Annotated in this window: 23 protein-coding genes; 11 read left to right on the top strand and 12 right to left on the bottom strand. The window is 67.7% G+C overall.

The features are described from left to right. Window positions 1-75 precede the first annotated feature (75 nt). The gene (locus B9N97_RS03555) at window positions 76-1,431 is read right to left on the bottom strand and encodes an HlyD family type I secretion periplasmic adaptor subunit (RefSeq protein WP_085083463.1); all 1,356 of its coding nucleotides are present in this window, start codon (window positions 1,429-1,431) and stop codon (window positions 76-78) included. After that, entirely contained in the window at window positions 1,428-3,152 is a 1,725-nt protein-coding gene (locus B9N97_RS03550; RefSeq protein WP_085083461.1) for a type I secretion system permease/ATPase, read from the bottom strand. The genes B9N97_RS03555 and B9N97_RS03550 overlap by 4 nt, the downstream gene beginning before the upstream one ends. A gap of 540 nt (window positions 3,153-3,692) precedes the next feature. Here B9N97_RS03550 and galE point away from each other — a divergent pair. From galE to B9N97_RS03535, 3 genes are read left to right on the top strand one after another with little or no spacing between them, the layout of a single operon-like run. Further along, window positions 3,693-4,706 carry a UDP-glucose 4-epimerase GalE gene (galE, locus tag B9N97_RS03545; protein ID WP_085083459.1) on the top strand — a complete coding sequence of 338 codons (1,014 nt, stop codon included), beginning with the start codon at window positions 3,693-3,695 and terminating at the stop codon, window positions 4,704-4,706. A gap of 39 nt (window positions 4,707-4,745) precedes the next feature. After that, entirely contained in the window at window positions 4,746-5,315 is a 570-nt protein-coding gene (locus B9N97_RS03540) for a winged helix DNA-binding protein (protein WP_085083457.1), read from the top strand. A 16-nt stretch (window positions 5,316-5,331) separates the two neighbouring features. Then, window positions 5,332-6,558, top strand: coding sequence for a DUF2336 domain-containing protein (locus tag B9N97_RS03535; RefSeq protein ID WP_085083455.1), 1,227 nt, complete (start codon window positions 5,332-5,334; stop codon window positions 6,556-6,558). 5 nt (window positions 6,559-6,563) lie between these two features. Here the strand turns inward: B9N97_RS03535 and B9N97_RS03530 are convergent, their stop codons facing one another. Continuing rightward, window positions 6,564-7,886 (bottom strand): nitrate regulatory protein, encoded by a 1,323-nt coding sequence (locus tag B9N97_RS03530; protein WP_085083453.1) that lies wholly within the window; start codon window positions 7,884-7,886, stop codon window positions 6,564-6,566. A gap of 219 nt (window positions 7,887-8,105) precedes the next feature. Between B9N97_RS03530 and B9N97_RS03525 the strand changes: the two genes are divergently transcribed. Next, window positions 8,106-8,300 carry a hypothetical protein gene (locus tag B9N97_RS03525; protein ID WP_085083451.1) on the top strand — a complete coding sequence of 65 codons (195 nt, stop codon included), beginning with the start codon at window positions 8,106-8,108 and terminating at the stop codon, window positions 8,298-8,300. A gap of 120 nt (window positions 8,301-8,420) precedes the next feature. Continuing rightward, on the top strand, window positions 8,421-9,635 hold the full coding sequence (locus tag B9N97_RS03520; protein WP_280174731.1) for an alpha-hydroxy acid oxidase: 1,215 nt from the start codon (window positions 8,421-8,423) through the stop codon (window positions 9,633-9,635). Between the two features lie 91 nt (window positions 9,636-9,726). Here the strand turns inward: B9N97_RS03520 and B9N97_RS03515 are convergent, their stop codons facing one another. The 3 genes from B9N97_RS03515 to B9N97_RS35485 form a co-directional block, all read right to left on the bottom strand. Further along, a complete protein-coding gene (locus B9N97_RS03515) occupies window positions 9,727-10,473 on the bottom strand; it encodes a hypothetical protein (RefSeq protein WP_085083449.1) in 747 nt (248 codons plus the stop codon). Between the two features lie 122 nt (window positions 10,474-10,595). Further along, entirely contained in the window at window positions 10,596-11,195 is a 600-nt protein-coding gene (locus B9N97_RS03510) for a hypothetical protein (protein WP_085083447.1), read from the bottom strand. A gap of 3 nt (window positions 11,196-11,198) precedes the next feature. Beyond that, entirely contained in the window at window positions 11,199-11,345 is a 147-nt protein-coding gene (locus tag B9N97_RS35485) for a hypothetical protein (RefSeq protein ID WP_167393186.1), read from the bottom strand. 283 nt (window positions 11,346-11,628) lie between these two features. Between B9N97_RS35485 and B9N97_RS03505 the strand changes: the two genes are divergently transcribed. Next, on the top strand, window positions 11,629-12,414 hold the full coding sequence (locus tag B9N97_RS03505) for a nucleotidyltransferase (protein WP_085083445.1): 786 nt from the start codon (window positions 11,629-11,631) through the stop codon (window positions 12,412-12,414). Beyond that, on the top strand, window positions 12,407-13,126 hold the full coding sequence (locus B9N97_RS03500; RefSeq protein ID WP_085083443.1) for a metallophosphoesterase family protein: 720 nt from the start codon (window positions 12,407-12,409) through the stop codon (window positions 13,124-13,126). The genes B9N97_RS03505 and B9N97_RS03500 overlap by 8 nt, the downstream gene beginning before the upstream one ends. A gap of 157 nt (window positions 13,127-13,283) precedes the next feature. On the opposite strand, the gene B9N97_RS03495 is transcribed toward B9N97_RS03500, so the two are convergent. The 3 genes from B9N97_RS03495 to B9N97_RS03485 all read right to left on the bottom strand — a co-directional run bounded on the left by B9N97_RS03495 (window position 13,284) and on the right by B9N97_RS03485 (window position 17,298). After that, complete coding sequence (locus B9N97_RS03495; protein ID WP_085083442.1) at window positions 13,284-14,336, bottom strand: ABC transporter ATP-binding protein; 1,053 nt, start codon at window positions 14,334-14,336, stop codon at window positions 13,284-13,286. Further along, entirely contained in the window at window positions 14,329-15,996 is a 1,668-nt protein-coding gene (locus B9N97_RS03490) for an ABC transporter permease (RefSeq protein ID WP_085083440.1), read from the bottom strand. Before B9N97_RS03490 ends, B9N97_RS03495 begins: the two co-directional genes overlap by 8 nt. Window positions 15,997-16,194: 198 nt before the next feature. Beyond that, window positions 16,195-17,298: an ABC transporter substrate-binding protein gene (locus tag B9N97_RS03485; protein WP_085083438.1), complete on the bottom strand. Its 1,104-nt coding sequence runs from the start codon at window positions 17,296-17,298 to the stop codon at window positions 16,195-16,197. 182 nt (window positions 17,299-17,480) lie between these two features. Between B9N97_RS03485 and B9N97_RS03480 the strand changes: the two genes are divergently transcribed. The 4 genes from B9N97_RS03480 (at window position 17,481) to pncA (ending at window position 20,879) form a co-directional block, all read left to right on the top strand. Further along, window positions 17,481-18,146 carry a response regulator gene (locus B9N97_RS03480; protein ID WP_085083437.1) on the top strand — a complete coding sequence of 222 codons (666 nt, stop codon included), beginning with the start codon at window positions 17,481-17,483 and terminating at the stop codon, window positions 18,144-18,146. A 13-nt stretch (window positions 18,147-18,159) separates the two neighbouring features. Continuing rightward, window positions 18,160-19,656, top strand: a complete 1,497-nt coding sequence (locus B9N97_RS03475) for a sensor histidine kinase (RefSeq protein WP_085083435.1) — start codon at window positions 18,160-18,162, stop codon at window positions 19,654-19,656. Window positions 19,657-19,960: 304 nt separating this feature from the next. Continuing rightward, on the top strand, window positions 19,961-20,107 hold the full coding sequence (locus tag B9N97_RS35480; protein ID WP_167393185.1) for a hypothetical protein: 147 nt from the start codon (window positions 19,961-19,963) through the stop codon (window positions 20,105-20,107). Window positions 20,108-20,243: 136 nt separating this feature from the next. Beyond that, entirely contained in the window at window positions 20,244-20,879 is a 636-nt protein-coding gene (gene pncA, locus B9N97_RS03470) for a bifunctional nicotinamidase/pyrazinamidase (RefSeq protein WP_085083433.1), read from the top strand. 176 nt (window positions 20,880-21,055) lie between these two features. On the opposite strand, the gene B9N97_RS03465 is transcribed toward pncA, so the two are convergent. Genes B9N97_RS03465 through B9N97_RS03455 form a run of 3 tightly spaced genes read right to left on the bottom strand, consistent with a single transcriptional unit; the run spans window position 21,056 to window position 24,893 of the window. Continuing rightward, complete coding sequence (locus B9N97_RS03465; protein ID WP_208621142.1) at window positions 21,056-23,338, bottom strand: xanthine dehydrogenase family protein molybdopterin-binding subunit; 2,283 nt, start codon at window positions 23,336-23,338, stop codon at window positions 21,056-21,058. After that, window positions 23,335-24,345, bottom strand: a complete 1,011-nt coding sequence (locus B9N97_RS03460) for an FAD binding domain-containing protein (protein ID WP_085083431.1) — start codon at window positions 24,343-24,345, stop codon at window positions 23,335-23,337. Before B9N97_RS03460 ends, B9N97_RS03465 begins: the two co-directional genes overlap by 4 nt. After that, on the bottom strand, window positions 24,342-24,893 hold the full coding sequence (locus B9N97_RS03455) for a (2Fe-2S)-binding protein (RefSeq protein ID WP_085083429.1): 552 nt from the start codon (window positions 24,891-24,893) through the stop codon (window positions 24,342-24,344). The genes B9N97_RS03460 and B9N97_RS03455 overlap by 4 nt, the downstream gene beginning before the upstream one ends. Window positions 24,894-24,953 lie beyond the last annotated feature (60 nt).

Here is a 24,953-nt window from a genome sequence, read left to right as displayed (position 1 = left end):
GGGATGGATGCCCAGGCAAGGACCCCAGCCCACACCGGCCCGAACGGGGGAGGGCCGGGTGGATGGCGGTTCCGCTTACCGCTCGCGGAAGGCCCTCTGCAGGCCGTCGGTCAGCGGTGTCAGGAAGTAATCGATGGCGCGGCGGGCATGGCCGTGGATCATCACTTCGGCCGGCATTCCGGGATGCAGTTCGACATTCGGCAGGGCCTTCAGCTCCGCCGCATCCATGCTGATCCGCGCCGCGAAGTAATAGGCGCCGGTGCGCTCGTCCTCCAGCTGGTCGGCCGACAGCGACACCACCTGCCCCGCCACCGGCGGCACGGCACGCTGACGATAGCCGGTGAGCTTCACCATCGCCTTGCTGCCGACCTCCACATTCTGGACGTCATGCGGCGATACGCGCGCCTCCACGATCATGGCATCGTCCTGCGGCACGATGTCGAGGATGCCGGTGCCGGCGGGAATCACGCCGCCGGAAGTGAAGAACTTCAGACCGGTTACACGCCCGGCCTGGGGTGCGGTGACCGCCTGGCGCAACAGCACGTCATCGGCGCTGCGCAGCCGTTCCGAGAGGTCGGAAACGCTGGCCTGGGCCGCCTGCAGGTCGGTCGAGACCTCCGACCGGCGGGTGTTGCCGATGTTGATCATGGTCAGTTCGGCGGCGGCAATGGCCTGTTCCGCCTTGGACTTGTTCGCCATCAGCTCGCCCAGCCGGCCTTCGGAGTCGGCGACGTTGCGCTGAAGCTCCAGCATCCGCGGTTTGCGCTCATAACCCTTCGCCAGCAGGCCCTGCACCACCCGCAATTCGTCCTGGGTGTAGCGCAGCCGGTCGGCGGTGGCGACGCGCTGGGCCTCCAGCGCCACGATCTCGTCGCGCAGCTGGGAGATTTGTTTGCGCTGGATTCCCAGTTGCGCCTCGTAGCTGTCATGGCGGGAGCGGAACAGCCGTTCCTCGACCGCCATCGCCTCGGTCGCCACCGGGTTGTCGCGGGCAGCCTTGACCAGTTCTTCGGCGAAAAGGGGCTTCGTCGCATCCGACTGTTCGGCGCGCAGCCGGCCCATCTTTGCCAGCGCGGTCCAATACTGCCCCTGCAACTGCGCGACCACCGCCTGGCTTTGAGTGGAGTCCATCCGCAGCAGCACTTGACCGGCCTGCACGAGGTCGCCGTCCTTGACCAGCAGGTCACGCAGGATACCGCCCTCCAGATGGGAGACGGTCTTACGGTGGCTTTCCACCATCACCGTTCCGGCGGCCAGCGCGGCGCTGTCCAGGCTGGCGGTGAAACCCCAGGTCAGGAAGCCTCCGAATCCGACCAGTACGGCCAGCGCGCCCGCCAGGGCGGTGCCGCGCAGCGACGGTTCGACCGGCGCCATGTCGATGGTGGCGGTCCAGACGGGCTGGGACGACAGGAGGGGCGCGTCGCTGCTCATCGCTGTTCTCCGCTGCGGACAAGGCGGGTCACGCCGGCGGGGACGCCGCCCGGCTGCACCAGTTTCAGGACGTCGCTGCGGGCGCCGAAATGCTCGACGGCCCCCTCCTTCATCACCACCAGCTTGTCGGCGATGGCAACGATGGACGGACGGTGGGCGATCATCACCACCGTCGTGCCGTCGGCCTTCACCTTGTGGACGGCGTTCAGGAGCGCCTGTTCGCCTTCATGGTCGAGGTTGGAGTTGGGTTCGTCCAGCACCAGCAGGCGCGGACGGCCGAACAGGGCGCGGGCCAGTGCGATGCGTTGCCGCTGGCCGCCGGACAGGGAGAAGGCGCTGTCGCCCACCGGCGTGTCGTAGCCGAAAGGCAGTCGGCCGATCATCTCGTGCACGCCCGCCAGCCGGGCGGCGCGGACGATCTCCGCCGGATCGGCGCTGGCCATGCGGGAGATGTTCTCGCCGATGGTGCCGTCCAGCAACGCCACCGACTGCGGCACATAGCCGACATACTTTCCGAAGCTTTCGCGCTCCCAAAGATAGGTGCTGGTGCCGTCCAGATAGATGCCGCCGGCCGTCGGCTGCCAGACGCCGACCAGGAGGCGGGCAAGCGTCGATTTGCCGGCGCCCGACGGGCCGATGACGCCCAGCACCTCCCCCGCCTCGATCGCGAAGGTGACGTTGCGCAGCACCGGGCGGTTCATCCCGGCCGGCACATGGCTGACGCGGTCGACGGTCAGTGTGCCGGTGGGTTGCGGCAGCGGCATGGTGGAGCGGGCGGAGGCGCCGTTGTTCAGCAGGTCGCGGATGCGCCGGTGCGCCTCCAGCGCCTTCACCCACTGGCGCCAGCCGTCGACCAGCTGTTCAAAGGGGTGCAGCAGCCGCCCGGTGATGAGACCGGCGGCCATCATGCTGCCGGGGGTCACCAGATTGTCGATCACCAGCGTGGCGCCGGCCGCGATCACACCGACCTGCAGGATCATCCGCAAGGAACGGGAGGACGCGGCCAGACCGCGCGACAGGGTGGCGCCGCGGTCGATCATGCCGGCCGATCCGGTCTGCGCCGACTGCCAGCGCCGGGCCAGGGCCGGCAGCATGCCCATCGCCTCGATGGCTTCGGCATGGCGGACGGTGCCGGCGATGTCGGCGAAAACGCGGGCCGAGGCCTCGTTCGCCTGCGCCATCGGCCGCCGGGTCAGCATGTCGGTCAGCACGCCCATCACCAGCAGCACCAGCGCCGAGATGATGGCGAGCACACCATAGACCGGGTGCAGCAGGAACAGGATCGCCAGGAAGATCGGCGCCCAGGCCAGTTCCAGCGGGGCGGTCACGGCGCTGCTGGTCATGAAGCTGCGCAGGTCGTTCAGGTCGCGCATGGTCTGCGCCGCATTGCGCGGCCCGCCCGACAGCGCGTCGACGATGGACGCCTCCAGCGCCGGGACGTTGAAGCGGTGCGCAATCACGGCGCTGGTCACCAGGAAGGCGCGGGCGCGGATGAAGTCCAGCACGCCGTACAGCGCCAGCGCCCCCACCGCGATGATCGCCAGCATCGTCAGCGTTTCCAGGCTGCGGCTGCTCATCACCCGGTCGTAGACCTGCATGGTGAAAAGCGGCAGCACCAGCATCAGGACGTTCACGAACAGGCTGAGGACGCCGGCCAGCAGCAGGCCATGTCCGATCTTCCGGTAGGCTTGGGTCAGCAGGGGCCGATCCACGGAACTCATAGTCGATCCTTCCTGATGGAGGACTGGCCGGCTCGTACGGCGCTGGAAATTGGGCACAAACGGAAAAAGCTGCCGGCGACGAGGGACGCGGGACAGGAAGCCGGCTGGGGGGATGCCGGATGCGGCCGGTCCCGTGAACGGGCGGTCGCCTATGAATGGACAGGTTCGGACGCGGGGGGAGGCGTCGGCGGACTTGGCACGCTTAAGCTTTACACCGGGGACATTTTAGAGACGTGTGACAAGTTTCGGTCTGCACTCCTTTCCAGCAGCCGAAAAAGGGGTATAAGCGCCGCCATAAGCCTTTGACTAAGAAAGAGAAAGTAGCGCTTCACCGAAGGTCTTAGGCCATTGGTGGCGGTTTTTGCAGCCATCTGGTCAGACGCCTCCGACATCGTGCATGCTGCGCCGCACGAGTTTTTCGCAAGGCGCCGCGATCCCCCCATCCGGCCCGCCCTGCACCGCCCCCCGCTTTCCTTCCACCATGCCGGCCGCCCGATTCAGGCTGCGGCCCGAAATCCGGTTCAAGGAAACCCACGCTCCATGACGACCTCCAAAACCATTCTCGTTACCGGCGGCGCCGGCTATGTCGGCAGCCACTGCGTTGCGGAGCTTCTCGACCGCGGCCACCGGGTCGTGGTGTTCGACAATCTGCGCCAGGGCCATGCCGCAGCCGTTCCGGCCGAGGCGACCTTCGTCCAGGCCGATCTGCACGACGAGGCGGCGCTGACCCGCGTGTTCGGGCAGTGGCGCTTCGATGCGGTGTTCCACTTCGCAGCATTGTCGGTGGTCGGCGAATCGATGCGCGACCCGCACGCCTACTTGCACGGCAACACCGTCACCTCGCTGAACCTGATCCGCGCCGCAGTAAAGGCGGGGGTGATGAAGCTGGTGTTCTCTTCCACCGCCAACCTGTTCGGCTCGCCGAAGCGCATCCCCATCGACGAGGACGAGGCGATCGATCCCGGCAGCCCCTATGGCGAATCGAAGTTCATGATCGAGCGCGCCCTGCATTGGGCCGACCGCTGCCATGGACTGCGCTCCGCCTGCCTGCGCTATTTCAATGCCGCCGGCGCCCATCCGAACGGGCGGCTCGGCGAGGATCACAGCCCGGAAACGCACCTGATCCCGCTGGTGATGGACGCCGCCACCGGCAAGCGGCCGCACATCGAAATCTTCGGCGACGACTATGAGACCCGCGACGGAACCTGTATCCGCGACTATATCCATGTCTGCGATCTGGCCGACGCCCATCTGCGGGTGCTGGATGCGCTGGACGAGCGGTCGGTCCGCTACAACCTCGGCAACGGCACCGGCTACAGCGTGCGCGAGGTGATCGCGTCGGTGGAGCGCATCACCGGCAGAAGCGTGCCCGTGAAGGTCGGCCCGCGCCGCCCCGGCGACCTGCCGGTGCTGATCGCCTCGTCGGAGCGCATCCGCCGCGACCTCGGCTGGCAGCCGCGCTTCCCGGAACTGGACAGCATCATCGGCAGCGCCTGGGTGTGGCGCAGCGCACATCCCAAAGGCTTCCGCGGTCTTGCCGCCGCGGCTGAGTGAGTCAGCAGGAAGGACGACGGCAATGATAGAGCCGGGATCATGGACGCGATGAGCAATCTGGACTGGGACGACGACGACGCGCCCGAACCGGGACCGGATGACAAATCCGTGGACCACACGAGTGGCAAGCCCGGCGAGGCTCTCGACCTCGCCGACTTCCACGGCATGGCGCGCCTGATCGAGCGGATGCACCGCCGCTATCTCGATGTCGTCCGTGTCGGGCTGTCCAAGCAGGGCATCGAGGACATCGGGCCGGTTCAGGCGTTGATGATCATGCTGATCGGCGAGGACGAGTTGTCGGTCCGCGACCTGATGGAGCGCGGCTATTATCTGGGTTCCAATGCCTCCTACAGCCTGAAGATCCTGGTCGACGCCGGATACATCAACCGGGCCGCCAACCAGCGCGACCGCCGCACCGCCCGCCTGCAGCTGACCGACAAGGGTCGGGAGCTGTGGGAGGGGCTGCGGCGGATGGAGCAGGCGCAGGCCGAGGCGCTGGTCCGCAACGAGACCGAGGTCCGCGACCTCAAGGCCAGCTATCGCACGCTCCGCCGGCTCGACCGGCTTTGGGGCGACATGGTCCGCTATTCCTGCCTCGATTTCGATTGAGCGAAGGTTTCCTCCGATGCCGCAGCCGGGTGCCATGATGCCACACGCCGCCGCCCACCCCGACGCCCCCCACCCCAACGGCCTGTCGTCGAAAGACGTGGAGCGGCTGCTCGTCTCGCCCAACGCGGAAACGCGGATCGAGACGATGAACAAGCTGTTCCACGACCTGGAGTCGGGCGCGCTCAGCCCGGCCGAACGGTCGCTGGCGATCGAGGTGGTGCATTGCTTCGCCGGCGACGCCCAGGTGGCGGTGCGCGAGGCGGTGGCCTGGCAGCTGCGCAACAGCCCGCTGCTGACCGAGGATCTGGCGGAACGGCTGGTGCGCGACGTCGGCCGGGTGGCCTTTCCCATCCTGCGCGACGCCGCCGGCCTGACCGACGACCTGCTGCTGGACGTGCTGTCCGATCCCGATGCCGGCAAGCATGTGGCGGTCGCCAGCCGGTCCAAGCTCTCGGCCCGCGTTTCCGGCGCCATCGCCGAGCGCGGCAACGTGATCGCGGTGACCGCGCTGCTGCGCAACGATGGCGCCGAGGTGCCGGACAGCGCCATGAGCCGCGCGCTCGACCGCTTCGGCCGGGTCCGCATGGTCAGCGAGGCGGCGGCGACCCGCCCCGGCCTGTCGCTGGCGATGGTGGAGCGGGTGGTCGCCTTCGTCTCCGACAGCATGCGCACCACGCTGATGCAGGCGCACGGCCTGTCGCGCGAGCTGGTCGAACGGCTGGTGGAGCGCGGGCGGGAGGCGGCGACCATGCGCATGCTGCGCCCGGTGCTGCGCGGCGCCGAGGACATCGACGCGGTGATCCAGTGGCTGCACACCAACCGCCGCCTGACGCCGGTCCTGCTGTTCCGGGCGCTTTGCGCCGGCGACCTCGGGCTGTTCGTCGCCGGCATGGCGCTGCGGGCCGGCATCCCGCAGGAGAATGCCCGCCGGCTGGCCTGGGACGACGGCGAGCTGGGCATGGCGGCGCTGATGAAGAAGGCGACCGTCGCCCCCGGCCTGACCCACCCCTTCCAGGTCGCGGTCGGCGTCGCCAAGCGGATGGAGTATGAGGGCGGCGACGCAGGCCGCGAGGATTTCCAGGCGGAGGTCATCAGCGAGCTGTTCACTGCCTGCACCCCCACCAACGACTGGATGGTGGACGACCTGCTGCTGCAGCTGTTCGACCAGAAGTCCGAGGAGGTGATCGACCGGGCGCTGGATCAGGCGGGGCTGCCCTTCTCGCCGGTGCGGACGGTGCAATAATCAGGTCATGCGCCTCCCCCCGAGACGCCGGCCGTAACGCCGCGGAGGATGTCGGACATGCTGAGGATGGCCTCCGCCACCTCGATGATGCGCTTGTTCTGGTTCATCGCCGTCTTGCGGATCAGCTTGTAGGCCTCCTCCTCCGACAGGTTGCGGGTGGACATCAGCAGGCCCTTGGCGCGGTCGATCACCTTGCGCTCGTTGAGCGCCGCCTTGGCGGTCTCCAGTTCCAGGCTGACGTCGCGCAGCCGTTGCGACTGCGCCTGGACGACGTCTAGGACGGAGCGCATCAGCTTCGGCCGCAGCCCGTCGGGGGCGTAGAGGCCGGAGGTGTCCTGGCCGGAAAGACCGGGATCGGCGTCGACCAGCACCATGGCGACCGGCACAACCGCGTCGGGGGTTCGGCCGTCGGCCTGTTCCAGATCGGCACGGGCCTGGGCCAGCTTCGCCTCGCACAGGTGGCGGAGATCCTCGGTCAGCCGATCCTCCACCGTCTTCAGCAGATCCATGCGGCGGGTGGAGCGTTCGAACCAGACCTCCGGCGTGATGCCCGACAGCTCGCCGTGGCGGGCGTCGTCGCCGAGCGCCACCGCGCGCATCCGCTCCACCTCCGCCACCGCCGGGTCGGTCAGCGCGCTGCGGAAGGCGGTGGCGTGGGCGGGATCGGCGAACTCCGCGAAGATGCGGAAGGCGCGGTTCTGCGCGTCGACCAGTTGGGCGAGGCGGGCATGCTCCGCCCCGTCGAAGCGCCCGCGCGAGAATCCGGCGCTGGCGGTCGCCCGCTCCTGCCCGGCGAATTCCTTGCCCTGGACGATGTTGAACAGGGCGACAAGGGCGCGGGAGATCGCCGGGTCGGCGGCGATGTCGGCGGCCTCGAACACCACGGACAGCAGGTGGCCGATGATGTCGGTGAAGGCCTTCACCGAATCCTGTGGCACCAGCGCCAGCGACGACACCTGATTGCGTAGGGCCGGCAGCCCGTCCAGCGCATGCAGCGCGATGGCGACGCGGCTGTAGAACTGCGCGCCGGAACTGAGACGGTCGAGCTGTTCGTCCACCAGATCGAGACGGTCGCGCAGCACGGATTCCAGCGCCCTGGCGTCGGCCTGCCAGCGGGCGCGGTCGTCGGCGAAGCGGCTGCCGCTCGATCCCAGATAGATGGAGGAGGCGCCGCGCTCCTTCTGCAGGGCGTGGATCAGGGCGCTGAGATCGCGGACGAGTGCGCTGACCACCAGAAGCTGTTCGACGTCGCGGATGCGGCACAGCCTGGCGGCGCGCAGGAACCGCGCCGCGGCGGCGCTCGTCACGGTCTGCTGCTCTAATTCCATGCGGCCCGCTCCCCCGACATTGCCCTGCCCCACGGCCCTGTACGCAATGGATATGCCAGCTTGAATGCGCATTCGCTCCGGCCGGCAATGCGGTTTCCTGCCCAAGATTCCGGCGGCTTTGCCGGAAAATTGGGCGGATCGGTGGCGCAAGGATGTGCAGTGCAACATCGCAAGGCCCTCACTGTTTGTCTGGGAGTTCCCCTGTTTCGGAGTCGTCCGATGATGACCAAGAATCCCTTCATGAGCGCGTGGCTCTCCTGGGCCAACCGCGCCAGCGGCATGTGGACCTCCGCCGCGATGTCGGCGGCCCGGCGCAACCAGGCGACGGCCCAATCGGCGATGATCAAGGCCATGATGACGCCGCCCAAGTCCGGACACGCCAAGCCGAAGCGCAAGTCCAAGCCGGCGCGCTGAACCGGAACGCGTGAACCGGGCAAAGGGCAGCGTTGCCGCAGCCATGGCTTGACGGTGCGCGGAGGGAGTGGCCAAATCCACCCCCTTCCGTTTCACGCGCAACCGTTCGAGACACGCCCCATGACCTCCGTTCGCATGCCTTCGTCGCGGCCGCCGTCGCGCTGGGCGAACCTGTTCACCGACCGGCCCGTCACCTGCATCGAGGATCTGCGGCAGCTGGCGGAATGGCGCGTGCCGCGGATGTTCTACGACTACGCGGATTCCGGCTCCTACACCGAGTCGACCTACCGCGCCAACGAGTCCGACTTCGGCCGGATCAAGCTGCGCCAGCGCGTGGCGGTGGACATGACCAACCGGACGCTGGCCAGCAGCATGGTCGGACAGCCGGTGGCGATGCCGGTGGCGCTGGCCCCGACCGGCCTGACCGGCATGCAGCATGCCGACGGCGAGATCCTGGCCGCCCGCGCCGCGGCCAAGGCCGGCGTGCCCTTCACCCTGTCCACCATGAGCATCTGCTCCATCGAGGACGTGGCGGAGAACACCGACAAGCCCTTCTGGTTTCAGCTCTACGTCATGCGCGACCGCGCCTTCATCGACAAGCTGATCGACCGCGCCAAGGCGGCGGGCTGCTCGGCGCTGGTGCTGACGCTGGATCTGCAGATCCTCGGCCAGCGCCACAAGGACATCAAGAACGGGCTGTCCACCCCGCCGAAGCTGACCATCGGCAACATCCTGGACATGGCGACCAAGCCGCGCTGGTCGATCAACATGCTGCGGACTCATCGCCGCACCTTCCGCAACATCGTCGGCCACGCCACCGGGGTCAGCAACCTGTCGTCGCTGTCGTCCTGGACGGCGGAGCAGTTCGATCCGACGCTGAACTGGGACGACGTGCGCCGCATCCGCGACCGCTGGGGCGGCAAGCTGATCCTGAAGGGCATCCTCGATCCGGAAGACGCGGTGATGGCGGCGGAGACCGGCGCCGACGCGCTGATCGTCTCCAACCATGGCGGGCGGCAGCTGGACGGCGCGATTTCCTCCATCGCCGCATTGCCGGCCATCGTCGAGGCGGTCGGCGACCGCATCGAGGTGCTGATGGACGGCGGCATCCGCTCCGGCCAGGACGTGGTCAAGGCTCTGGCGCTGGGCGCCAAGGGTACCTTCATCGGCCGCGCCTTCCTCTATGGGCTGGGCGCCGGCGGCGAGGCCGGCGTGGCCCAGTGCCTGGAGATCATCCGCAAGGAGATGGACGTGACCATGGCGATGTGCGGTCTGCGCGACATCAAGGACGTGACGTCCAACATCCTGGCGGGAAAGCCGAATTTCGAGGTTTGAGCAGGGCGGCAGGTCCTTTCTTCGGGGTGCCATGTGGAACAGGATGGAACGTTTTTCCGGTGGCGTTCCATGAGCGCGGCCATGGGGGCGCCTACGGGCGTCCCGACAGCCGCCAGGAGAAGGCGCCGGCGGCGCGGCGGCTCACCGGGCCGGGGTTGAGGTTGGGGTAATGTTCATACTGGTTGACGGTCCAGGGGAACACGCCCTTCGGGCCGGCGGCTTCCGGCCGGGCCAGGATGGCGGCGACCATGGCCGGATCGGGCGGCGTCCGCTCGCGCAAGGCTCCGGGAATGTCGTCGTCGAGTTCGGGAACGGTGACGGCGGGGGAATCTTCGGTGCGGGGCGGCTGCGGCCCGGCATTTGGGATGTCCCTGCGCTGGATGTCCCTGGGGGCGCTCCTTGCGGTCTCCCTGCCTGAGGCGGCGCCTGAGACGACGCCGGGAATGAGCCCCAGCTGCTCGGCCAGCCAGCGGACGGTGGTGGGATCGCCGGCCGACACCAGCCGTTCGATCTGCTCGGCCACCAGGGCGCGGAGCGAGGACAGGCGCAACTCGGCCTCGCGGTTCAGCGCCTCGCGCTCCCACCACACCCGCAGGCGGAAATCCTTGGAACCGTAATAGGCGCGCCACAGGGTGGTGCGGCTGCAACCCATGGCGCGGGAGACCTGGAGGAAGCTGTTGCCGCGCGCCAACATGCCGGCGGCCATGATCCACTGTTCCTCGTGGAACTGCGATCCGGGGACCAGCGAGCCTTCGGACGGCACCGGCGGTTCCTCCGCCCAGCAGGGGAAACGGTCGGCGGCGGCTTCGGCGGCGAGGGTGCGGTGGTCGAGAGGCATGGAGAGGCTCCGCGGAATGGTGGCATTCGCGGAAGTTTATGGGATTATTTTCCGATTAATAGGATTTTGCGCAAACCGGTATTGCGCAAAGCCAATGGGCTGCCTGTGTCGTGAAAATACGTTCAGCGGTACTGCGCCTCGGGAACACGGAAATAGCCCTGGATGCTGGCTTCCGGTGTCAGCACGGCGATCTGGATGTGGGTGCGCTCCATGATCATCGAGCCTGGGAACACCGGGTCGTCTTCCTGGTAGAGGCCGCGGACTGTGTCGTAGGGGGTAATGGCAACTCCCCGGGCGCTGGCCTGTTCGATGGCCTCATGCAGGTGATTGATGACTTGGCAATCGAGCTTGTGGCGCTTGTCGCCATGGTTCACCGGCAGCGGCATTCCGAGTTTCGCGCTCTCGTGGACGACCTTGTATTCCTCGTAGGTGACCCTCAGCGTCTCCAGGGACGTGCGGTCCATGAGGTTCAGGCAGTTGCCGAGATGGATCACAGCGCCGATGAGCATCGGGGTGCCGGTGCCCTTCCGCCTGCAATAGTCGAATGCCCACTCATATCCGCGCTTCGGATCGGCTTCCCAGAAATAGACGCCCTTGCCGAGCCAGTCCCAGGAGTTTTCGCTTCTTTCCAGGTGATCCGTGTCTCCGCGCAGGATCGCCTCCCCGATGCTCTTCTCGCAACCGTGATAGCCGAGAACGTAGGGGTTCGATAAGACGGTCATGGCTTACCGATAGTTTTCGCCGACCTCGCCATCCTTCGTGTAGACGCCTTCCTTCACGAGAACGTCCATGGCGTAGTCCGGGTCGGTCTTGGCGCGGTCGCTCATGCGCTTGAGGGACTCAAGGATGGCCTTCCGCTGCTGTTCGCTCATGCTCAACTCCGTTCCACAGACCGTCATGATCGGTTCTCCCTTAAACCACCCGCAACGTGACCACGGCAACCGGATTTCCGACCCTTTGGAGCGATGGTACAGGTTCGACGAAATGTGCCCTTTGCTCCTCAAGATGGAGAATATCACAAAACCTGCGGGATAAGGGATTGTTCCCTCGGCCACGCAGCCGATCCCGTGGCCTAAGCGCCCCCGCAACGCTTCCCGCCCTGCCCTGTTGTATCCGGGCGACGTGCCCGTTCCGGCACGCAATGGGGAGTGGTCCATGAGCGAACTCCGTGAGGGCAGCGCCACCGTCACCGCGGAGGCCGAGGCCTTCTATACCGAAAGCCTGAAGCTGCTGACGCAGTCGGGCATCCCGTTCCTGCTGGGCGGGACCTACGCGGTCAGCGCCTATACCGGGATCAACCGGCCGACCAAGGACATCGACGTCTTCTGCTGCGGCGGCGATTTCCCGCGCATCCTCTCCCATTTCCAGGACCATGGCTTCGAAACGGAGATCGAGGACGAACGCTGGATCGGCAAGGTCAAGCATGGCGAGCTGTTCTTCGACGTCATCTTCAATTCTGCCGTCGCCATCAACCCGGTCAACGACCGCTGGTTCAAGGAGGAGCATCGCGCGGTGATCTGCGGCGCCGACGTGCGGCTGGTGGCGCCGACGGAGATGATCTTCTCCAAGTCCTTCGTCCAGATGCGCCATAAGTACGATGGGCCGGACGTGGTCCACATGATCTTGAAGCAGCATGACAAGATCGACTGGAAAAGGCTGCTCGCCCATATGGAGCAGTATTGGGAGGTGCTGCTGATCCACCTGCTGAACTTCCGGTTCATCTATCCGACCGAGCGCGACCGCATCCCCGACTGGCTGGTGGCGGAGCTGCTGGAGCGGATGCAGGAGCGCGCCAAGCTGCCGGTCGCCCAGACCCGCATCTGCCGGGGCCGGCTGTTCTCGCGCGAGGATTACCTGATCGACGTCACGCAATGGGGCTTCGCCGACGTGGTCGGGGAGGAGGGCACGAAGGAGAATTTCAAGGAGACCAGCAATGGATGAGCGCAGGCTGACCGTCGCCGCCATCGGCGACATCCATGTCGGCGAGACGACGCAGTTCCCCTATCGCGAGCTGTTCCAGGAGATCGCCGGCAAGGCCGACGTGCTGGCGCTGTGCGGCGACCTGACCAACCATGGCAAGCCGCGCGAGGCGGAAATCCTGGCCGACGCCCTGCGCTCCATCGGCATCCCGGTGGTCGCGGTGTTCGGCAATCATGATTACGAATGCGGCCATCTGGAGGAGATCGAGCATATCCTGGCGCAGGCGGGCGTGCGGTTCCTGGACGGCGCGCCGCAGGAGATCGGCGGGGTCGGCTTCGCCGGGGTGAAGGGCTTCGGCGGCGGCTTCGGCAACCGGATGCTGGACAGCTTCGGCGAGCCGGCGATCAAGCAGTTCGTCCACGAGTCGGTGAACGAGGCGATGCGGCTGGAAAGCGCGCTGCGGCAGCTGGACACCGAGCGGGTGTTCGTCGTGCTGCACTACGCTCCCATCGCGGCGACGGTGGAGGGGGAGCCGACGGAGATCTTCCCGTTCCTGGGCTCGTCCCGGCTGGCGGAGACGATCGACCGCTTCGACAATGTGCGGGCGGTGGCGCATGGGCATGCGCATCACGGGAGCTATACCGGGAAAACGCTGCGGGGGACGCCGGTGTACAACGTGGCGCAGACGATTCCGAAGGAGACGGGGCGGGCTTATGCGTTGATCGAGGTTTGAGGGGTTCTCTCCCGGAGAGACCTCCTTCTCCCCCCTGGGGAGAAGGTCGGGATGAGGGGGTTCGGCGCAGCCGAAGACGTTCGGCAGGTGCGTCCCCCTCACCCTAACCCTCTCCCCGGGGGGGAGAGGGGATCCTGGTGCGGCAGAGCACCAGCCCTCAAAACACCCAAAGCTGCTCCGGCGGCAGGTGCAGCCAGTGCGTGCCGGCCGCCAGGGGCCGCCCGAAGGCCCGCAAAGTCTGGTCGCCGCAGCGGAAGACATGCTCCCAATGGCTGCCGAGATAGACCGAGGTCTCCAGTTCGGCCGGGACCCGGTTCTCGCCTTCGCCGTCCACCACCTCGACCTGTTCCAGGCGGATGACGCCGGTCGCCTCGTCCGACACGGACTTGCCGGCGCGGTCCTTGCCCCACAGCGGGTGGCCGGACAGGTCGATGCGGGCGTAGCCGCCGCGCTTGTCCTGCACGCGGCTCAGGATCTGGTTGTTGACGCCCATAAACTCCGACGCGAACAGGCTGACCGGCTCGGTGTAGAGCTGTTCGGGGGTGCCGGCCTGGACGATGCGGCCGCCGTCGAGCAGGACGATGCGGTCGGCGATGGCCATCGCCTCGATCTGGTCGTGGGTGACGAAGACGGCGGTCAGGTTCATCCGCTTGATCAGGTTGCGGATCCAGATGCGCGCCTCCTCCCGCAGCTTGGCGTCGAGGTTCGACAGCGGCTCATCCAGCAGGATGACCGGCGGGTTGTAGACCAGCGCGCGGGCGAGCGCGACGCGCTGCTGCTGGCCGCCCGACATCTGGTGCGGGTAGCGGTCGCCGAGATGGCCGAGGCCGACGCCGTCGAGAACGGTGGCGACGCGCTGCTGGAGGTCCGCCTTCGGCACGTTGCGCAGGCGCAGGCCGTAGGCGACGTTCTCGAACACCGTCTTGTGCGGCCACAGCGCGTAGGACTGGAAGACCAGACCGAGGCCGCGCTTTTCCGACGGCACGTTCAGGCCGGCGGCGGCATCGAACACCGGCTGGTCGCCGATGGAGATGACGCCCTTCTTCGGCTCCTCCAGACCGGCGATGGAACGCAGCAGCGTGGTCTTGCCGCTGCCCGACCGGCCGAGCAGGGCGACGATCTCGCCCTGGGCGAAGGTCGCGGTGATGCCCTTCAGGATCTCGGTGCTGCCGTAGGACAGGTGCAGGTCGTCGATGATGAGCTTAGCCATGGGAGCGTTTCCCGAAGAGCGACATCAGCAGCAGGCCGCCGCCGATCATCGCGATGTTGACGGTGGAGAGCGCGGTGACGAGATCGACGGCGCCGGTGCCCCACAGCGAGACCAGCAGCGAACCGATCACCTCGGTGCCGGGGGCCAGCAGATAGACGCCGGTCGAGTATTCGCGCATGAAGGTGACGAAGATCAGCAGCCAGCTGGAGAACAGGCCGACCTTGATCAGCGGGATCGTCAGGTCGCGCGACACCCGGCCGGGGCTGGCGCCGACGATGCGGCCGGCCTCCTCAAGCTCGGGGCCGATCTGCAGCAGGGCGCCGCTGACCAGACGCATGCCGTAGGCGAGCCAGACCAGCGTGTAGGCGACCCAGATGGCGATCATGGTCTGGCGCAGCGGGGCCAGGAAGGGCGTGAACAGGAAGACCCAGAAGATCGCCAGACCGGCGACCAGACCGGGCATGGCGCGCGGCAGCAGCACCAGATAGTCCATCAGCCGGGTCCAGCCCGACGGCCAGCGGTGGGCGGCAAGATTGAGGACGGTGTAGACGCCGACCGACAAGGCCCCGCCGACCGACGCGATCAGCAGCGTGTTGACGATGCCGCGGGTCAGGTTGGGGAACTCCATCAGCTCGCGGAAATGGGCCAGCGTCAGCACGTCCAGCAGGTTGACGCCCTCGCCCCAGCTCGACACGAAGGCGCGGAGCACGAGGCCGCTGAGCGGCACGACGACGGTGAACAGCAGCCACGCGGTGATCATCGCCGCGGCCGGCCAGCGCCAGACGCCGATCGACACCGGCTTCTGCGCCGCCGCCTTGCCCTTCACCGAGACATAGCGGTTGGCGGCGCGCAGCAGGAAGCGCTGCAAGGCGACCAGCGGCAGGGCGATGCAGATGATCGCCACCACGACCACCGCCATCAGCTGGTAGGACGGCGTGCCGAGCTTGTTGGTCAGCTTGTAGAGATAGGTGGCGAGCACCAGGATGCCTTCGGGGTCGCCCAGCACAAGCGGCAGGCCGAACAGCTCGAAGCCCAGGAAGAAGACCAGCACCGCCGAATAGAGGATGTTCGGCATCACCATCGGCAGGCTAACGGTCATCGCCGTGCGCAGCGGGCCGGCGCCGGTCATCCGCGCCGCTTCCTCGACGTCGGAGCCCAGGCTGCGCAGAGCGGACGAGGTGTAGAGGAAAATGTGCGGGACATGGGTCAGGCCGGCGATGACGATCAGCATCCACTTGGAATAGAGATACCAGGGGACGTAGCCGAACACGCCCTTGAACCACAGCGTGACGAAGCCGGCCGGGCCGAGGCTGACCACGAAGCCGAAGGCCAGCACCACCGACGAGACGAACATCGGCACCAGGATCACCGGCTCGATCCAGCGGCGGCCCGGCAGGTCGGTGCGGGTCATCAGGAAGGCCAGCAGCGCGCCGACCGGCACCGCGATGGCGGTCATGCCGAAGGCGATGATGCAGGAGTTGTAGAGGGCGTCGAAGAAGTCCTCGTCGTCCAGGACGAACTCGTAGGCCGACAGGGTGAAGGAGATCTTGGGCTGGAAGAACGGCCCGTCGAGGAAGCTCTGGTAGACGACCAGCCCGATCGGGGCCAGCACGGCGATCGCCATGGCGACGATCACCGCGATGCGCGTCGCGCGGTTCATGGGGGGATTCCTTTTGGCGCAAACCTTCCCTCTCCCGTCCCGGGAGAGGGAGGGGACCCGCGCCAAAGGCGCGGGGAGGGTGAGGGGTGAGGCGAGGATCGAATTGTTCGTTCCTTGGATTGCCCCTCACCCTTCCCGCCTTCGGCGGGCCCCTTCCCTCTCCCGGGGCGGGAGAGGGTGATTTCAGGTCGGATTAAATCACTTCCCCTGCAGGGCCTTCTGCCAATCCTTCAGGAACTTCAGGCGCTTCACCTGATCGAGATAGGTCAGCAGTTCCGGGCCGACATGGATCGGACGCAGCGTGCTTTCCGGAATGCCGGCGGTCGGGTTGGACGCGGCCAGATCGGAGCGGATCGAACCCATGTAGCGGGCCTGCATCGCCTGCTGGCCTTCCTTCGACAGCAGATAGTCGAGGAACAGCTTGGCGGCGTTCGGGTGCTTGGCGCCCTTCGGGATGAAGGCGATGCGCGACATCACGATGGTGTAGTCGGTCGGCAGCACGACGCCCAGCGAGTCCGGGTCCTTCTTCTGACGCTCGAAGACGTAGGAGCCGATCATGTTGTAGCCGATGGTGTGCTCGCCGGACGTCAGGCGCTCGATCATCGCGCCCGAGGAGGTGTAGAGCTTCACACCGGTCTGGCCCATCGCCTTCACCAGATCCCAGGTGCCCTTGCTGGCCTGCACGTCCTGGGTGATGTAGAGGAAGCCGACGCCGCTGCGCTCCGGATCGTAGGAGGTGACCTTCCCCTTGTAGGCGTCGGGCTTCTCAGCGAGGAGCTTGGCGAGGTCGGCGTGGGTCTTCGGCACGTCGGCGGCGGGGACGACGCGCTTGTTGTAGGCGAAGACGATCGGCTCGGCGGTGGTGCCGAAGGCCTCGTTCTTCCAGTTGGCCCAGTCGGGGATGTTCTTGGTTTCCGGCGAGCTGTAGGACTGGGCGTAGCCGTCATTGACCAGCTTCATCTGCAGGTCCATCGCCGACGACCACATCAGGTCGGTGGTGCCGGTGTTGGCCGCCGCCTCGCTGATGAAACGGTTGTACATCTCGGTGGAGTTCTGGTCGGCGTATTCCAGCTTGATCTTGGGATAGAGCGCCTCGAACCCCTTCAGGAGTTCCGACACGGCGGCCGCGTCGGTGGCGGAATAGATGCTGAGCGCGCCTTCCTGGTTCGCCGCCTCGATGATCTTGGCATAGGAGGGGTCGTAGCCGGCGGGGACCGACTGCGCCATCGCGGTGCCGGCGGTGAAGGCCGGAACGGCGACGGTCAGGGCGGTCGCGACCAGAAGGGCCAGTTTGGTGCGCATCGTTTCCTCTCCTGCGGTTGGTTCCCACGGCGCCGTTGCGGGCCGGGTTGGTTGGGCTTACAAGCGACTTTGTCGTGACTATAGGCGGCCAACCTGTCGTCAATCTGTCGCGGACGGAAATTGTTGGTGGAACGGAACAGGGGCGTTCGGATGATGGCCCGGTCGGACGGAGGGTGCCGCCCTTGCGCATCCTGATCGTGGAGGATGACGCCGCCCTGGCGCGCGGGTTGACCGCGTCGCTGAAGCTGGCCGGCTATGCCGTCGACCATGTCGCGTCGGGCGAGGAGGCGGCGCGGCTGGAGCGGGCGGAGCCCTATGGGCTGGTGGTGCTGGATCTGGGGCTGCCCGACCTGTCGGGGTTCGAGGTGCTGACGCGAATCCGCCGCCGCGGCTCCACCGTGCCGGTGATGATCCTGACCGCGCGGGAGGCGGTGGCCGACCGGGTGAAGGGGCTGGATCTCGGCGCCGACGACTATCTGCTGAAGCCGTTCGACCCGGCGGAGTTCGAGGCGCGGGTGCGCGCGCTGATGCGGCGTGGCCAGGGCACCCCGGTGCCGGAGCTGGCGTGCGGGGCCTTGCGCTACGACCGCTCCACCGCGACGGTGACGCTGAACGGCCGGGTGCTGGATCTGCGCAAGCGCGAGCTGGCGGTGCTGGAGGGGCTGATCACCCGCGCCGGCAAGGTGGTGCCGAAGGACCGGCTGGCCGGCGAGGTGTTCGGCTTCGACGAGCCGGTGGCGCCGAATGCCATCGAGCTGTATGTCGCCCGGCTGCGCAAGAAGCTGGAACCCGACGGGCCGCAGATCCGCACCATCCGAGGGCTGGGCTACCTTATGGAAGTCAACTGATGGAAAGCACCTGATGGCCGGAAGCAGGCCGGAGCGGGTGCCGTCGCTGCGGCGCCGACTGCTGACCCGGCTGCTGGTGCCGCTGGGGGCGCTGGCGGTCGGGCTGGGCGTCGGCGGGTCGGCGCTGATCCACGGCTTCGTCCAGTCCACCCACGACCGGCTGCTGGCCGGCTCGACGCTCGCCATCGCCGAGCGGCTGGCGGTGGACGACGACAATGGCGAGGTGACGGTCGACCTGCCCGCCGTCGCCTTCGGCATGCTGGAGAGCCAGGCGCGCGACAGCATCTATTACAACGTCGCCCATGAGGGCGGGATCATCACCGGCTATCTCGACCTGCCGCTGCCGGACATCTCGAAGATGCCGACCAACGTCACGGTGTTCCGCGACGCCACCTATCGCGGCCATGCGGTGCGGGTGGCGGCGCAGATCCGGCGGCTCTACGGCGTGCCGCATCCGGTGCTGGTCCAGGTGGCGGAGACCACGGCCGGCCGGCGCGCGGTGGAGGTCGATCTGCTGCTGTGGCTGACCCTGCTGGAGGTGGCGCTGGTCGGCGGCAGCGGTCTGCTGGTGTGGGGAGCGGTCGGGCGCGGGCTGGCGCCGCTGGGGCGGCTGCGGCGGGTGATCGACAGCCGGTCGGCGCGTGGCATAACGGGGGGAGGGATGGCGCTGGTGCCGCTGCCGCTGGCGGTGGTGCCGGTGGAGGTACTGCCGCTGGTGATCGCCATCAACGGGCTGCTGGCGCGGCTTGACCAGTCGATCGGCACCATGCGCCGCTTCACCGCCGACGCCTCGCACCAGCTGCGCACGCCGCTGGCAGTGCTGCGCACCCACCTGGCACTGCTGCGCCGCTTCGGCACCGACAGCGCGGAAGGACGCGCGGCGCTGGACGATGTCGAGGGGGCGGTGAAGCGGCTGGAGCGGCTGCTGGTGCAGTTGCTGGCGCTGGCCCGCGCCGACGAGGACGCGCCGACGGCGCCGGCCGCACCGGAGGTGACCGACCTGCGGCAGGTGGCGATGGAGGTCGCGGCGGAGCAGGTGCCGGCGGCGCTGGCCCAGGACATCGAGGTGCGGTTCGAAACATTGGAAACTGGGGCACCGGAGGACGGGAACGCCGACCTGCGGGCCGTGGGCAACCCGGTGCTGGTGGGCGAACTGCTGGGCAACCTGCTGGACAACGCCATCCGCTACAACCGTCCGGGCGGCACGGTGACGGTGCGGGTCGGGGCGGGACCTGTCCTGGAGGTGGAGGACGACGGCCCCGGCATCCCCGAGGCCGAGCGCGAGCGGGTGTTCGAGCGCTTCTATCGCCTGGACCGTCCGGGCGAGCCGCCGCGCACCGGCAGCGGGTTGGGCCTTGCCATCGTGCGCGCGCTCGCCGACAGGCTGGGGGCGGTGGTGCGGCTGGACGCCGGGCAGGACGGCCGGGGGCTGAAGGTGACGGTGATCCTGCGGGCGGTGGAAAGCGATGCCGCTTCAAAGCGTTCGATGGCGGACGGCCGCGGCGCCTGAGAGGCGCCCCTCCCCCCAAGCTCTGCCATGACAATTTTGTTAACCAGAGCTGCGCGGATATGTCGCCGGCTTCCATTGCCAGTTCGCAGCTGCGGGACTATCTGACCGCTCCGCGCAGACTGTGCCGGTAAGGTGTTGGAAGTAAAGACTGTCCGGGTAACGGACGATTATTTTCACTCATCCCGGTTCGGCTCGGGGAAGAAAGAAGCGGCGCCCGGCGTCTATTGCCAGGAAGACCGCGGAATAAGGGTCTGGCCGCTCCCAAGCGGGTGGCCGAAAGAGGTTAGGGAAAGGGTCAGTCACTATGCTTTGCAACATCGTCACCGTCGCCTCGCTGGGCGTCCTTCTGCTGTCGGGCATCGGCTTCAGCGTCACCAAGGCGCCGAAGCAGGACCGCCAGCATCAAACCGACATGCCGCGCCGCATCGCGGACGAGAACATCATGGGTTGAGGCGTATCGCTGCCGCCGGTTGGCGGGAGCGCTTGTTTGTTGCCCTTTTCCGAGTTGGGGAGAGGGCGGTGGAACCGACCGGCGGATGTGCCTACACTCCAGGCGACCGTTTCCAATCGCCGGATGGACACAGCCGATGCCCACCCTCATCCCGCAGCCGGCCGACGCGCTGGTCCTGATCGACATCCAGAATGATTTCTGCCCCGGCGGCGCTCTGGCGGTGGCGGATGGGGATGCGGTGGTGCCGGTGGCGAACCGGCTGATGCGGCGGTTCGCCACAGTGGTCCTGACGCAGGACTGGCACCCCGCCGGCCACCGCTCCTTCGCCAGCGCCCATCCCGGCGGCGCGGCGTTTTCCGCCGTCGAATTTCCTTATGGGCCGCAGGTGCTGTGGCCGGACCATTGCGTGCAGGGGACGAAGGGGGCGGAGTTCCATCCGGAGTTGGACACCACGCGGGCGGAACTGGTGCTGCGCAAGGGGTTCCGGGTGGGAATCGACAGCTATTCGGCCTTCTACGAGAATGACCGCAGCACGGCGACCGGGCTGGCGGGCTATCTGCGCGAGCGCGGGGTCGCCCGCGTGGTGCTGGCCGGGCTGGCGACGGATTACTGCGTGGCCTATTCGGCGGAGGACGCGGTGCGCTGCGGATTCGAGGCGGTGGTGGTGGAGGATGGGTGCCGCGCCATCGATCTGGACGGGTCGCTGGAGACGGCGCGGCGAAGGTTGGCGGAGTGTGGGGTGGTGTTCTGTCGGGAGAGGGAGATTGGGTGAGGGGTGCTGGATTCCCCTCTCCCGCCCCGGGAGAGGGAGGGGCCCGCCGAAGGCGGGAGGGTGAGGGGTGAGGCAAGGAACGCTGCGGTTCTGAATTCTTGGATTGCCCCTCACCCTTCCCAAGCCAGGCTTGGGCCCCTTCCCTCTCCCGGGACGGGAGAGGGAGTTTGGGCTGCTCACGCCCCCAAAATCTTATCCACGGTGATCGGCAGGTCGCAGAGGCGTTTGCCGGTCGCGTGGTAAATCGCGTTGGCGATGGCGGCGGGAACGCCGACGATGCCGATCTCGCCGACGCCCTTGGCGCCCAGCGGGTTGACGATATCGTCATGCTCCTCGACGAAGATGACGTCGATGTCGTGGACGTCGGCGTTCACCGGGATGTGGTACTCGCCGAAGTCGTGGTTCATGAAGCGGCCCAGGCGCTGGTCGGTCATCGTCTCCTCCTCCAGCGCCATGCCGATGCCCCACACCACCGCGCCCAGAACCTGGCTGCGCGCCGTCTTGGGGTTGATGATGCGGCCGGCGGCCACCGCGCTGACCACGCGGGTCACCTGCACGGTGCCGAGATCCTCGTCCACCCGCACCTCCGCGAAGATGGCGGAGTGGGTGCCGAGCGCGTGCTGCATCTGCGACTTGTAATAGGGGATCGAGCGCGCCTCGTCCTCCAGCACCAGCAGGTCGTTGGCGCGCATCACCTCGGTGATCGACAGGCGCCAGGACGGGTCGGACTTGGCAATCAGGCAGCCGTCGGCGAAGTGCAGGTCGTCGGCCTTCAACCCCTTCAGCGGCCCGTCGTTCAGCCCGACCGCGAGGCCGGCCAGCTTGTCGCGCAGACGGTCGCAGACCGCCTTCACCGCCGAGCCGACCGACGACACCGTCCAGGAGCCGCCCTGCAGCGGCGCCATCGGCAGGTTGGTGTCGCCGAGCTGGAAGGACACCCTGTCGATGGGCAGGCCGAGGATGTCGGCGGCGATCTGGGTCATCGCCGTGTAGGTGCCGGGGCCGATGTCGGCGGTGGCGCTGCCCACCGTCAGCGTGCCGTCGATGCCGAGCCGGGCCGACGCCACCGCCTGCCCCTGCATTGCGTCCCACACGCCGGTCGCCATGCCCCAGCCGATCAGCTGCCGCCCCTCGCGCATCGAGCGCGGGGCATGGCTGCGCTTGTGCCAGCCGAAGCGTTCGGCCCCCTGTTGGAAACAGGCCCGCAGCTCCTTGCTGGAGAAGGGCTTGCCGGTGTTGGGATCGACCTCGGTGTAGTTCTTCAGCCGCAGTTCCAGCGGGTCCATGCCCAGCTTGGCCGCCAGCGCGTCCATGGCGATTTCCAGCGCCGGGACGCCGGTGGCGGCGCCGGGGGCGCGCTGGTCGAGCGGGGTGTGGGTGTCCATGCGGGCCAGCTTGTAGTCGAGCCGGACATTGTCGCACTTGTATTGCTGGCCCGACCAGTTGACGACGACCTCGACGTAATTCTCGGTCTGCGAGGTCTCCTGCACCGCCTCGTGGATGACGGCGGTGAGGGTGCCGTCCTTCTTTGCGCCCAGGGCCACGCGCTGGAGGGCTTCGGGCCGGTGGCCGAAGCTGAACATCTGCGGGCGCGACAGCTCGACCCGGACGGAGCGCTTCAGCGTGGTCGCCGCCAGCACCGCCATGAACAGCTGGTGCTGCGGACGCAGGCCGGAGCCGAAGGCGCCGCCGACGAAGGGGGAGATCACCCGCACCGCGTCCTTCGACAGGTCGAAGACGTTGCAGACATAGGTCTGGGTGTTGATCGGCCCCTGCGTCTTGTCATGGACGGTCAGGGTGCCGTCATTGTGGTAGATGACGGTGGAGGCGTGCATCTCCATCGGGTTGTGATGCTCGACCGCCTGGGTGAAATCGAGGTCGACGCTGACCTCCGCCTCGGCCAGCGCCTTGTCGGCGTCGCCGCGCGGCTTGGGCGGGGGCTGAAAGCCGCCCTTGTCCTTGCCGGGGGTGAAGGCGTCGGCGCTTGCCGCATGGAGGTCGGTCTGGTGCTCGTCGGCCTCGTAGGTCACATGGATCAGGCGGGCGGCGTAGCGCGCCAGCTCGAAGCTCTCCGCCACCACCAGCGCGATGGGCTGGAGCGCGTGGTGGATCGTCGCGTCGTAGAGCGGGCGGAAGGGCGAGCCCTTCGGCGCGTCGTCGTCCTTCCACTTGCGGTCGAACCAGGGCAGGCTCGGCCGGTTCTGGTGGGTGAAGACCTGGAACACGCCGGGAAGGGCCAGTGCCTTCGACGTGTCGATGGCGAGGATGCGGCCGCGGGCGATGGCGCTGGAGACGATGTAGCCGTGGGCGAGGCCGGGGGTGTTGAACTCCGCCGCGTATTTGGCGCCGCCGGTCACCTTCAACCGGCCGTCGACGCGGCTGACGGGCTTGCCGATCTGGGCACCGGGGCGGGGATTGGAACGCTCCAGCGGATCGGGGATGGTCGGTTTGGCGATCATGGGTGCTCCACTCCGGCGGCTTCGGCCAGCGCCCGGACGATGGCGCGCTCGGCAAGTCCGATCTTGAAGGCGTTGTGGGACTGGCCCTTGGCGTCGCGCAGCAGGACGCGCGAGGCCTCGCGGAAATTCTCCAGCGAGGCGGGCTTGCCGGCCAGTTCGGCCTCGGCCGCCGGGTCGCGCCAGGGCTTGTGGGCGACGCCGCCGAGCGCGAGGCGGGCGGTGCGGATCGTCTGGCCATCCAGTTCCAGGGCGGCGGCCACCGACACCAGCGCGAAAGCGTAGGAGGCGCGGTCGCGGACCTTCAGGTAGGTCGAGTGTTCGGCGAAGCCCTTAGCCGGCAGGTCGATGGCGGTGATGAGTTCGTCGGCGGCGAGCGTGCTGTCGATGTGCGGGGTGTCGCCGGGCAGGCGGTGGAAGTCGGCGAAGGGAATGGTCCGCTCGCCCTTGGGGCCGGTGACGCGGACGATGGCTTCCAGCGCGGCGAGCGCGACGCACATGTCCGACGGGTGGACGGCGATGCAGTGGTCGCTGGCGCCGAGGATGGCGTGGATGCGGTTGACGCCGGTCAGCGCGCCGCAGCCGGTCCCCGGCTCCCGTTTGTTGCAGGGGGTGCCGGTGTCGTAGAAGTAATAGCAGCGCGTGCGTTGCAGCAGGTTGCCGCCGTTGGTCGCCATATTGCGCAACTGCGCCGAGGCGCCGGCCAGGATCGCCTTGGACAGCATCGGATAGCGCGCCTGCACCCGCGCGTCATAGGCGGTGTCGGAGTTGCGGGCGAGCGCGCCTAGGCGCAGGCCGCCGCCGTCAACCTCTTCGATCTTGTCGAGGTTCAGGCGGGAGATGTCGACCAGACGGTCCGGCCGCATCACGTCGGCCTTCATCAGGTCGAGCAGGTTGGTGCCGCCGGCGACGAACTTCACCGCCGCTTCGGTCGTCGTGCCGGGCTGGTTCGCGACGCCGCGGAGCGCGGCATCGACGCTGTCGGGACGGTCGTAGGAGAAGGCCCTCATGGCTTGCCTCCGTCCTTTTGCGCTTGCGAATCCATGACCTGGCGGATCGCGGCGACGATGTTGGGATAGGCGCCGCAGCGGCACAGGTTGCCGCTCATCAGTTCGCGGATGTCGTCGTCGGTCCTGGCGTGGCCCTCCTCCAGCATGCCGACGGCGGAACAGATCTGGCCGGGCGTGCAGTAGCCGCACTGGAAGGCGTCATGCTCGACGAAGGCCTCCTGCAACGGGTGGAGCGCGTCGCCGCTGGCCAGACCCTCGATGGTGGTCACCGTCCGCCCCTCCGCCATCACCGCCAGGGTCAGGCAGGAGTTGATGCGGCGGCCGTCCACCAGAACGGTGCAGGCGCCGCACTGGCCATGGTCGCAGCCCTTCTTGGTCCCGGTCATGTCGAGATGCAGGCGCAGCGCGTCGAGCAGGCTGGTCCAGGGGGCGACGCGCAGGGTCTTGCGGCTGCCGTTGATGGTCAGGGTGACGTCCATCAGGTCGGGGGGAGGCGCCGGCTGTTTGTGGGCGTGGCCCTGGGACGCTGGACCTGTTGGCTGGGACATGACCGCTCCGACTGCTGGCAGGTGGGTTCCGGGAATGGCTACCGGGGGTCAACAGCCGCC

It is taken from the genome of Azospirillum oryzae, assembly GCF_900177515.1.
Classification (GTDB): domain Bacteria; phylum Pseudomonadota; class Alphaproteobacteria; order Azospirillales; family Azospirillaceae; genus Azospirillum; species Azospirillum oryzae_A.
The sequence above is the reverse complement of the archived record's forward strand: the minus strand, read 5'-3'. Positions and strand labels throughout refer to the sequence as shown.